The 10,782-nt window shown below is 68.6% G+C and carries 9 protein-coding genes and 1 pseudogene; 7 read left to right on the forward strand and 3 right to left on the reverse strand.

The window, feature by feature from the left end:
* Window positions 1-421 (reverse strand): annotated as a pseudogene (locus ACFE7D_RS12560) (hopanoid biosynthesis associated glycosyl transferase HpnI); the annotation flags it as partial.
* 98 nt (window positions 422-519) lie between these two features.
* Here ACFE7D_RS12560 and hpnA point away from each other — a divergent pair.
* The 7 genes from hpnA to ACFE7D_RS12595 all read left to right on the forward strand — a co-directional run bounded on the left by hpnA (window position 520) and on the right by ACFE7D_RS12595 (window position 8,302).
* Entirely contained in the window at window positions 520-1,530 is a 1,011-nt protein-coding gene (gene hpnA / locus ACFE7D_RS12565) for a hopanoid-associated sugar epimerase (RefSeq protein WP_375395759.1), read from the forward strand.
* Between the two features lie 124 nt (window positions 1,531-1,654).
* Complete coding sequence (locus ACFE7D_RS12570; RefSeq protein ID WP_375395760.1) at window positions 1,655-2,773, forward strand: glycosyltransferase; 1,119 nt, start codon at window positions 1,655-1,657, stop codon at window positions 2,771-2,773.
* Entirely contained in the window at window positions 2,773-3,618 is an 846-nt protein-coding gene (gene hpnC / locus ACFE7D_RS12575; protein ID WP_375395761.1) for a squalene synthase HpnC, read from the forward strand. The genes ACFE7D_RS12570 and hpnC overlap by 1 nt, the downstream gene beginning before the upstream one ends.
* On the forward strand, window positions 3,615-4,454 hold the full coding sequence (hpnD, locus tag ACFE7D_RS12580; RefSeq protein ID WP_375395762.1) for a presqualene diphosphate synthase HpnD: 840 nt from the start codon (window positions 3,615-3,617) through the stop codon (window positions 4,452-4,454). Before hpnC ends, hpnD begins: the two co-directional genes overlap by 4 nt.
* Window positions 4,451-5,704, forward strand: a complete 1,254-nt coding sequence (gene hpnE / locus ACFE7D_RS12585) for a hydroxysqualene dehydroxylase HpnE (protein ID WP_375395763.1) — start codon at window positions 4,451-4,453, stop codon at window positions 5,702-5,704. Before hpnD ends, hpnE begins: the two co-directional genes overlap by 4 nt.
* A gap of 40 nt (window positions 5,705-5,744) precedes the next feature.
* Window positions 5,745-7,643: a squalene--hopene cyclase gene (gene shc / locus ACFE7D_RS12590; protein WP_375395764.1), complete on the forward strand. Its 1,899-nt coding sequence runs from the start codon at window positions 5,745-5,747 to the stop codon at window positions 7,641-7,643.
* On the forward strand, window positions 7,640-8,302 hold the full coding sequence (locus ACFE7D_RS12595; protein ID WP_375395765.1) for a phosphorylase: 663 nt from the start codon (window positions 7,640-7,642) through the stop codon (window positions 8,300-8,302). Before shc ends, ACFE7D_RS12595 begins: the two co-directional genes overlap by 4 nt.
* A gap of 21 nt (window positions 8,303-8,323) precedes the next feature.
* Here the strand turns inward: ACFE7D_RS12595 and hpnH are convergent, their stop codons facing one another.
* Window positions 8,324-9,469: an adenosyl-hopene transferase HpnH gene (gene hpnH / locus ACFE7D_RS12600; RefSeq protein ID WP_375395766.1), complete on the reverse strand. Its 1,146-nt coding sequence runs from the start codon at window positions 9,467-9,469 to the stop codon at window positions 8,324-8,326.
* A 42-nt stretch (window positions 9,470-9,511) separates the two neighbouring features.
* The gene (gene ispH / locus ACFE7D_RS12605; RefSeq protein WP_375395767.1) at window positions 9,512-10,516 is read right to left on the reverse strand and encodes a 4-hydroxy-3-methylbut-2-enyl diphosphate reductase; all 1,005 of its coding nucleotides are present in this window, start codon (window positions 10,514-10,516) and stop codon (window positions 9,512-9,514) included.
* Between the last annotated feature and the right edge of the window lie 266 nt (window positions 10,517-10,782).

The raw sequence follows: 10,782 nt of genomic DNA on the forward strand, positions 1-10,782 counted from the left end.
GCACCAGCAGGTCGTGCCGAGCGTCCGGCATCATGTTGATGAGGTTACCGATCTTGCCGTTGCTGCCATGACGGGTCGCGTCGATGACGAGATCGATCCGCGCCGCGGGATAGAGCGCCCGCAACGCCTCGACCGCCCCGATCGCAGCGTCGTCTGCTCGCGCAACGCCGCAGAGGAGCTGGACCGGGCCGCGATGCGCCTGTTCGAGGAAGGTGGACAGATTTTCGAGCAGGCACGGTTCGTCGCCGTGGAGCGGTTTGAGGATGGTGACGCCGGTCGTCGTCGGTATCGGCGGTGCGCCGGCGGCGGTCAGACGGCAGAAGAGGATATTCGCGACGACCATATACCCTATGCCGATCGCCGCGAGTGCGGGGAGCAGCCAGCCTAGAAGCGAGACGATAGGGGCAACGCTGGTCAGCATAGCCCGCCCCTATCGCACGGCGGCGATGCCGTCATGATGCATCCGTCGTCGCCCGCACCCCTCCCCTAAATCTCGGCGACAGGTTACAGCGGCGCTCGATGATCCCCCGCTCCTCCCCCGCCGCCCCGATCCTCGTCACCGGCGTCTCCGGCTTCGTCGGGGCGGCGGTCGCGCGCGCGCTGGCGGCGGAGGGTCACCATGTTCGCGGGCTCGTCCGCGCGTCCAGCCCGCGGGGCAACCTCGTCGACTTCCCCGGTACGCTGGTCGAAGGCGACCTGCGCGATCCGGCCGCGGTGGCTCGGGCGATGGCGGGCGCGAGCGCATTGTTCCATGTCGCCGCGGACTACCGGCTATGGGCGCGCGACCCCGGGGAGATCGTGCGCAACAACCGCGACACGACGCGGATCGCGATGCGCGCCGCACGCGACGCGAACGTGGGACGGATCGTCTACACCAGCAGCGTGGCGACGATCCTGCCCGACCCGGCCGGTGCGGCGGACGAGACGCGGCCCGCGACCGAGCAGACCGTCGTCGGCGCGTACAAGCGCAGCAAGGTCGCCGCCGAACGGCTGGTCGAGGCGATGATCCGCGCCGAGGGCCTGCCGGCGATCATCGTCCACCCCTCGACGCCGATCGGCCCCGGCGACGTGAAACCGACCCCGACCGGGCGGATCATCGTCGAGGCGGCGAACGGCAAGATACCGGCTTTCGTCGATTCGGGCCTGAACCTCGTGCATGTCGACGACGTCGCACGCGGGCATCTGCTGGCGATGGCGAAGGGGCGGATCGGCGAGCATTATATCCTGGGCGGGCAGGACGTGACGCTGGCCGATATGCTGGCGACGGTCGCGCGGGCGGTCGGGCGCAAGCCACCGACGATCCGGCTTCCCCGCGCGCCGCTTTTCCCGCTGGCCTGGGTCGGCGAGCGGGTTGCGCGGGTGACGGGCAAGGAACCGATGCTGACTCGCGACGCGCTGCGGATGGCGGCGCATGCGATGTATTATTCCTCGGCCAAGGCGGAACGCGAGTTGGGATACCGGGCGCGACCGCACGCGGAAGCGGTGGCGGATGCGGTCGCCTGGTTCCGGACGGCGGGGATGATCGGGTGAGAGCTATCTTCCCTCCCCCGTCACCCCGGCCTTGTGCCGGGGTCCATCGTGCCGCGCAATCATCGACCAATGAATGCGCGGCACGATGGATGCCGGGACAAGCCCGGCATGACGGAAGGATGAGATGACCCTCCTCGCCCTCCTCCCACTTACCATCTGGACCTATCTGCTCATCGCCCATAGCCGCTTCTGGCTAGCGCGCGAACGCGACACTGCCGTCCCGCACGCCCCACTCACATGGCCGAGCGTCGTCGCGGTCGTCCCGGCCCGCGACGAAGCCGACGTCATCGCCCGGTCGATCGGCAGCCTGGCCGTGCAGGATTATCCGGGCGAATTCCGTATCGTGCTGGTCGACGACGGCAGCACCGACGGTACCGGAGCGATCGCCCGCTCGCTCGGCGCATCGCAAGTCAGCATCGTCGATGGCACCCCCCTGCACCCCGGCTGGACCGGCAAGCTATGGGCGGTGGAGCAGGGTATCGCCGCCGCGGGTACGCCGCGATATCTCTGGCTGACCGACGCCGACATCGCGCACGCGCCCGACACGCTCGCGAGCCTCGTGTCGCGCGCGGAGGCTGGCAATCTGGTCCTCACCTCGCTGATGGCGAAGCTGCGCTGCGACACGCTGGCCGAACGTGCGCTCGTCCCCGCCTTCGTGTTCTTCTTCCGGTTGCTTTACCCCTTCGCGCGGGTGAACCGGCCGACCGGGATCGGTGCCGCAGCAGGGGGATGCATGCTGATCCGCGCCGATGCGTTGGCGGCGGCGGGCGGGATCGGCGCTGTGCGGGAAGCGCTGATCGACGATTGCGCGGTCGGCGCGCTGATGAAGCGGCAGGGGCGGATATGGCTGGGGCTGACCGATCGCTCGGTCAGCATCCGGCGTTATGACGGCTGGGGTCCGGTCGCGGCGATGATAGCGCGGTCCGCCTATGCGCAGCTGCGCTATTCGCCGCTGCTGCTGGCGGGAACCACGCTGGGCCTCGTGATCACCTACCTCCTTGCCCCGGCGCTCGCGCTGTTTGCCGATGGCCTGGCGCGAGGCGTCGGCCTCGCGACCTGGGCGCTGATCGCGCTGTCGTTCCAGCCGATGCTGCGCTTCTACCGTCGATCGCCATTATGGGGGATCGCGCTCCCGGTGATCGCGGCTTTCTACGGCGGATGCACCTTGCTATCGGCATTGCAGCACAAGCGGGGACGCGGCGGCATGTGGAAGGGTCGGGCACAAGCGGCGATGGGGCGCTGATGGCGACCGCGGTCGCGCCCGGTACGCTCGCGTCCGGCAAGGGCCACCGCGACGAGAATTTTCCCGTCGCCAGCATCCTGCTGAAACCCGCGCACCGCGCGCCGATCATGGCGTTCTACCGCTTCGCGCGCGCCGCGGACGACATCGCCGATCATCCGACCGCCAGCCGCAGCGAGAAACATGCCCGCCTCGCCGCGATGCGCGCCGGCCTGGACGGCGTCGGAGCGCCCGAGGCGATGGCGCTGGCCAAAGTGATGGCGGAACGCCGTCTCGACCCCGTCCACGCCCGCGATCTGCTCGTCGCGTTCGAGACCGATGTCGACAAGAACCGCTATGCCGATTGGGACGATCTGATCGGCTATTGCCGCCATTCCGCGATGCCGGTCGGCCGCTACGTCCTGGACGTGCATGGCGAGGATCGCGCGACGTGGCCCGCCTCGGACGCGCTGTGCGCCGCGCTCCAGATCATCAATCACCTGCAGGATTGCGGCAAGGATTACCGCGCGATCGACCGGGTCTACCTCCCCGCGGACGCGCTGACGGTGCATGGTGCCCGCATCGAAGACCTCGGCGCAGCGGCGGCGACTCCGGCGCTGCATGCGACGATCGTCGCGCTGGCGAAGCATACGCGGGGGCTGCTCGACGATGCCGCGCCATTCAGCGCGACGATCCGTGACCGCCGCCTCGCTGCCGAAGTCGCGGTCATCCACCGGCTGGCCGAAAGCCTGAACGCCAGGCTCCAGCGCCGCGACCCGCTCAGCGAACGCGTCCATCACGGCAAGGCCGAAGCAGTCGCGCTTGCGCTTAGCGCCGCGCTGCCCGTGCTGCTAAGGCGGCGGCGATGAACCCCGATACCACCCCCGCCGCATTGCGTGCCAAGGTCGCGGGCAGTTCCTTCTACGCCGGGATGCGCGTACTGCCAAAGGCAGAGCGCGAAGCGATGTACGCGGTCTACGCCTTCTGCCGTGCGGTCGACGATATCGCCGACGACCAGAACGGCGCCCCCGCGAGACGAGCGATCGAACTCGATGCGTGGCGGCACGATATCGATTCGCTCTATGCAGGCGGCGCGCCGGGCCAGGCGGCTTTGGTCGCGGAGGCGGTGCGCCGCTTCCATCTCGACCGCGCCGATTTCCATGCGGTGATCGACGGGATGGCGATGGATGTCGCGGCCGACATCCGCTGGCCTGATGCCGCGACCCTCGATCTGTATTGCGACCGGGTGGCGTCGGCGGTCGGACGATTGTCGGTGCGGATATTCGGGATGGACGAGGTGGTCGGCATCGATCTCGCGCATCACCTCGGCCGCGCGCTGCAATTGACCAACATCCTGCGCGACATCGATGAGGATGCGGCGATCGGCCGCGTATATCTGCCGCGCGAGGCGATCGAGGCGGCGGGGATCGCGATCACCACGCACCAACAGGTCGTCGCAGACCCGCGGATCGATGCGGTCGCACGCACGCTGGCAGCGCAGGCGGAGGCGCATTTCGACCGCGCCAAGGCGATCCTCGCGGTCCGTCCGCGCGGTCACCTGATCGCGCCGCGGCTGATGGCGGCGGCCTATGCCAAGGTGCTGGCGCGGATGGAGGCGATCGGCTGGGCCCCGCCGCGGACCCGCGTCCGCGTGTCGAAACCCGCCCTGCTCTGGACCGCGCTGAGGCTGAGCCTGTTTCGTTGAGCTTCGGGCATGTGACGATCGCGGGCGCGGGGATGGCCGGGCTGTCCGCCGCGGTGGCGCTGGCGAAGGCCGGCGTTGCGGTCTCGCTTGGCGATTCGGCGGCGCAGGCGGGTGGCCGCTGCCGGTCATATCACGATCCACAGCTTGGCCTGACGATCGACAATGGCAACCATCTCGTCCTGTCGGGCAACGCCGCGGTCGAACGGTTTCGCGCGACGGTCGGCGCACCCGCGATGACGGGGCCGGACCATGCCGATTTCGCCTTCGCCGACCTGGCGAGCGGCGAGCGCTGGACGGTCGCGATCAACGACGGGCGACTGCCCTGGTGGACCGCGTCGGCCAAGCGCCGCGTGCCGGGGACGCGGCTGACCGATTATCTGCGGCTTGCCCGGCTGATGACGGGCGGCCCCGACCGTACGGTGGGCGATCGGATCGATCCGCGCGGACCGTTATGGGAACGGTTTCTCGATCCGATCCTGCTCGCGGTGCTCAATACACCGTCCGCCACGGGATCGGCGCGGCTGACGGGGAATGTCCTGCGCGAGACGGTCGCCAAGGGCGGCGCGGCGATGCGTCCGCGGATCGCGCACCCAAATCTTGCGGCCGCGTTCGTCGAGCCTGCGCTCGGCTGGCTTATCGAACGCGGCACGCGCGTGGCGACCGGACGGCGGCTGCGGGCACTGGCGTTCGAAGGCGATCGGGTCGCGGGTCTCGACTGGGGCGACGGCGTCGAGCCGGTGGCAGCGGACGAAGCGGTGATCCTCGCGCTTCCCGCCTGGCTCGCGACATCGCTCGTCCCGGGCCTGACCGCGCCGACCGAGCACCGCGCGATCGTCAACGGCCATTTCGCCTTTACGCCGCCGCCCGGTACGCCCGCCATGATCGGCCTGCTGGGGGGCACGGCGGAATGGGTCTTCGCCTTTCCCGACCGGCTGTCGGTTACGGTCAGCGCTGCGGACCATCTGGTCGATCGCGACCGCGAGGACCTTGCCCGAGCCTTCTGGGCCGATATCGCGGCGGTCCACGGGATCGACGTGCCGATGCCGCGCTGGCAAATCGTGAAGGAAAAGCGCGCTACCTTCGCCGCCACGCCTGCACAGGACGCGCTCCGCCCGCCCGCGCACACGCGCTGGCGCAATCTCTTGCTTGCCGGCGACTGGACGCAGACCGGGCTGCCGGCGACGATCGAAGGCGCGATCCGATCGGGGGAAACCGCCGCGGGGTTGGCACTCGCCGCCGACACGCGGTAACGGCGATCGGATGCACGGCACGCTTACTCCATCGCTACCGATGATCGACCAGGCGGTCGACCGCGCCGCCGCCGCGCTCGCTGCCGCGCAGCGACCGGACGGGCATTGGGTCTTCGAACTGGAGGCCGATGCGACGATCCCGGCCGAATATGTGCTGCTGCGCCATTATCTGGGCGAACCGTTGGCCGCGGAACTGGAGACGAAGATCGGCCGCTATCTGCGTCGTATCCAGTCCGACACGCATGACGGCTGGGGACTATTCCATGCCGGCGATTTCGACGTCAGCGCCAGCGTGAAGGCCTATTTCGCGCTGAAGATGATCGGCGATCCCGTCGACGCACCGCATATGGCCCGCGCCCGCGCGGCGATCCTGGCGGCGGGCGGTTCGGCGGCGGTGAACGTCTTTACCCGAATCCAGCTGGCACTGTTCGGGGCGGGGCCTTGGGCGACGGTGCCGACGATGCCCCCCGAGCTGATCCTGGCACCCCGCTGGTTCCCGATCACGCTGGCCAAGATGTCCTACTGGGCGCGCACCGTCGTCGTACCGCTGCTGGTGCTGGCCGCGCTCAAGCCCGTCGCTCGCAACGCGAAGGGCGTGCTGGTCGACGAGCTCTATACCGGCCAGCCGGTCGCACCGACGACGAAGGCGGATACGACGCCGATGTGGACCTTGTTCTTCACCGCGCTCGACGCGGCGTTGAAGCGCGGCGACCGGCTGTGGCCCAAGGGTTTGCGGCAACGCGCGGTCGATCGGTGCGTGGCGTTCGTGACCGAGCGGCTGAACGGCGTCGACGGGCTCGGCGCGATCTATCCGGCGATGGCGAACAGCGTGATGATGTTCGACGCGCTGGGCTATGCCGGGGACCACCCGGCGCGCGCGGCGGCGCGCGAGTCGCTCGAACGGCTGCTCGTGATCGGCGAGGACGAGGCCTATTGCCAGCCCTGCGTATCGCCGGTGTGGGACACGGCACTCGCCGCGCATGCGATGATGGAGGCGGGGGAGGACGCGCGCGCCGATGCCGCGCTCGACTGGCTGCGCCCACGCCAGGTGCTGGACGTGGCGGGCGACTGGGCGAGCGAGCGTCCCGACGTGCGGCCCGGCGGCTGGGCGTTCCAGTACAACAACGACCATTATCCCGACCTCGACGATACCGCGGTCGTCGTCATGGCGATGGACCGCGCGCGGGGGCGCATCGGGTCGGTCAACGACGAAGCGATCGATCGCGGGATCGAGTGGACGGTCGGGCTGCAATCCCGGAACGGCGGCTGGGGCGCGTTCGATGCGGACAACGCCTACGAGTATCTGAACAACCTGCCCTTCGCCGATCATGGCGCGCTGCTCGACCCGCCGACGGCTGACGTGACCGCGCGCTGCGTGTCGATGCTGGCGCAGCGCGGGGAGCACGATTCGGCGCGGATGAAGGCCGCGCTCGACTATCTGGCGCGTGAGCAGAGGGCGGACGGCAGCTGGTTCGGGCGCTGGGGGGTGAACTACATCTACGGCACCTGGTCGGTGCTGTGTGCCCTGAACGCTGCCGGGCTGGCGAGGGAGCATCCTATGGTCGCGAAGGCTGTTGCATGGCTGACCGCGATCCAGAATGCGGACGGTGGCTGGGGCGAGAATTGCGACAGCTACGCGCTCGATTACGCCGGCCACCGCCCCGCCCCATCGACCGCCTCGCAGACCGCATGGGCGCTGCTAGGGCTGATGGCAGCGGGGCAGGTCGACGGCGAGGCGGTAGCGCGCGGGGTGGCGTGGCTGGCCGCCCACCAGGATGCGGACGGGCTGTGGGGTCAGGAACATTATACCGGCGGCGGTTTCCCGCGCGTGTTCTACCTGCGCTATCACGGGTATCCGAAATATTTCCCGCTCTGGGCGCTGGCACGGTATCGCAACCTGAAGCGGTCCAACGCGCATGTGGTGGAGCATGGGATGTGAGCGGCCATGTCGTCGTCGCCACCGGTTTCAACCGTGAGGTCGCCTGCGTGTCGCACCTCGCCGGTGTTGTCCCCGTCGCAGGGGGCGGAGACCCGGTCGGCTTGCGAACCCGCCTCGAACGTGCGGCAGCGGGTGCCACGGGGATCGTCAGTTTCGGGATGACCGGCGCGTTGGCGGACGGGCTGGCGATCGGCGACTGGGTCGTGGCCGACCGGCTATGGGGTGCGATCGAACTGGGATGCGACCCGGCCTGGGCCACAGCGCTGGCGAACGCGCTACCCAGTGCACGCATCGGCGGCTTCTATGCGGACGGCCGCATGATCGACACGGTCGCGGAGAAACTGGCGCTGGGGGAGCGGCACGGCGCGCTGGCGGTCGATATGGAGAGCCATATCGCGGGGGCGGTCGCGGCGGAACGTGGTTTGCCCTTCGCCATCGTCCGCTGCGTCTCCGACGGCGCGCGCCATTTGCTGCCGCATGCGATCACGGTGTCTATGCGACCCGACGGCGGCGTGGACGGCAAGGCGATGCTGCGATCGCTGGCGGCGCGACCGGGACAGATGGCGGATATCGCGCGCACGACGGCGGGGTTCGCGAAGGCGATGCGGGAGTTGAAGCGCGGGGCGATCCGGATCGGGCCGCGGATGGGGTTACCATAGCAGTACGCCTCAGCGACGGGACTAAGCCGCTCGCTGCACCCGCTTGAACCCTTCCGGATCCGTCGCCCGGATGCGCGCCAGCTCCTGCTCGACATGCGTCGAATGCACGTCCGCCGACGGGCGCGCATGCGACAGGTCGATGTCGGGGGCCATCGGCCCTTCGGTGCGCACGCCCTTGCGGCCGATGGCGAACATCTTCAGCGGATGGCGGATCGAATCCGTCGCTGCCGTTCCCTCGAACCCGCAATGGACCATGCAGTTGGAGCATTTCTCGTATTTGCCGACGCCGTACTGATCCCAGTCGGTGCCCTCCATCAGCTCGGCGAAGCTGTCCACATAGCCTTCGCCGACGAGGTAGCAGGGCTTCTGCCAGCCGAATACGGTGCGTAGCGGCATCGACCACGGCGTGCATTCATAGGTCTGGTTGCCGGCCAGAAAATCGAGGAACAAGGGCGAGTTGGTAAAGGTCCATGCCTTGCCGCCGTCGCCGCGCTTGAAGACGTCGCGGAAGAAGTTCTTCGTCCGCTCGCGCGTCAGGAAATGCTCCTGGTCGGCGGCGCGTTCGTAGGAATAGCCCGGCGAGATCGTGATCTCGACGCCCAGCCGCTCCATCTCGTCGAAGAACGCCGCGAGTCGCACCGGGTCGGCGCCGTCGAACACCGTGCAATTGACCTGCACGCGGAAACCCTTGGCCTTTGCCAGCAGGATCGCCTCGTGCGCGGCGTCGTAGGTGCCGTCCTGATCGACCGCATGATCGTGCATGCCCCTGTCGCCGTCGAGATGGATCGACCAGGTGAAGAATGAAGACGGTTGGTACTGGTCGATCTTCTTCTTCATCAGCAGCGCGTTGGTGCACAGGATCACGAACTTCTTCTTCGCGATGTAGCCCTTGACGATCGCCGGCATGTCGCGGTGGAGCAGCGGTTCGCCGCCCGCGATCGAGACCGCGGGCGCGCCGCATTCGTCGATCGCGTCCATGCATTGCTGCACCGACAGCCGCTGGTTCAGGATCGGATCGGGATAATCGATCTTGCCGCAGCCCGGGCACGCCAGGTTGCAGCGGAGCAGCGGCTCCAGCATCAACACGAGCGGGTATTTGCCGCCCTTGATATGCTGCCTGAGGGTGTAGGCGCCGATGCGCGCGAGCTGCGAAAGCGGAAGGCTCATGATTGCTCCTGTACGGGACCGGCACCGATCCCGCAAATGATCCTATTCGGCCGCGACGCTGCGGATATCGGTGCGACTCTCGAGCGGGCGGCGGAGTTCCGGCGGCAGGCTGAACTCCACGTCCTCGACCACGCCGTCCAGCTGCACCGTCTCGACCGGCCGCACGCGGGCGAGCGCGGCGATGACGCTGTCCACCAGCGCATCCGGCGCGGACGCTCCCGCGGTGACGCCGACCGTGCCGACGCCGTCCAGCCACGCCGGATCGACCTGTCCGCCATCGTCGACGAGGTAGCTCGGCACGCCCATCTCCACCCCGATCTCGCGCAGGCGGCTGGAATTCGAACTGGTCTGCGATCCGACCACGATCAGCAGGTCGCTGAGCTTGGCAAGGTCACGCACCGCGGTCTGGCGGTTCTGCGTGGCATAGCAGATGTCGGCGATGTCGGGGCCGACCACGTCGCCGAACCGCGCCTCGATCGCGGCGATGATCCCGCGGGTGTCGTCTACGCTGAGCGTGGTCTGCGTGATATAGGCGATCGGCGCGTCGAGCGGCAGCGCGAGCGTGGCGACGTCGTCGATGTTGGAGACCAGATGCAGCGGCGCATCGACCTGCCCCATCGTGCCTTCGACCTCGGCATGCCCCGCATGGCCGATGAGCACGACGGTCCGTCCGGCGCGCGTATAGCGGCGGCCCTGGACATGGACCTTCGTCACCAGCGGACACGTCGCGTCGATCACGGGAAGATCACGCGCGCGCGCCTCCGCCTGCACCGCCTTTGCGACGCCGTGCGCGCTGAAGATGGTGGTCGCCCCCGCCGGCACCTCGCTCAGTTCGTCGACGAATACCGCACCCTTGCGGCGCAGCGTATCGACGACATGACGGTTATGGACGATCTCGTGCCGGACATAGACGGGGGCCTGCTCGCGCTCCAGCGCCCGCTCGACGATCTCGATCGCGCGCGTGACACCAGCGCAGAAACCCCGCGGACTGGCTAGGATGACCCGCAACGCCGGGCCCGTTGGATCGACGATTTCCAGCTTCTTCATTGGCCGCACGCCCTCATAATCTCCCGGACGGTCGAACCGCCGCATCCCCGGAGGACGCAGCGGAATTCCCCAGTTAGCGACTGGCCCCGCGATCGGGCAAGACGCTTTTGGTGCAACGCACCTAACGCGGATGGGGTGTGGACCCATGGCCACAGCGGGTTTATGGCGCTCAGCCTTCCCCGATCGAAAGCGTCCGTCATGCGTATCGCCGCCATTGCCCTTTCCATGTCCACGGTCGCGCTTTGCACCATGCTGTCGGCGACCGT

Source organism: uncultured Sphingomonas sp. (assembly GCF_964244235.1).
Classification (GTDB): domain Bacteria; phylum Pseudomonadota; class Alphaproteobacteria; order Sphingomonadales; family Sphingomonadaceae; genus Sphingomonas.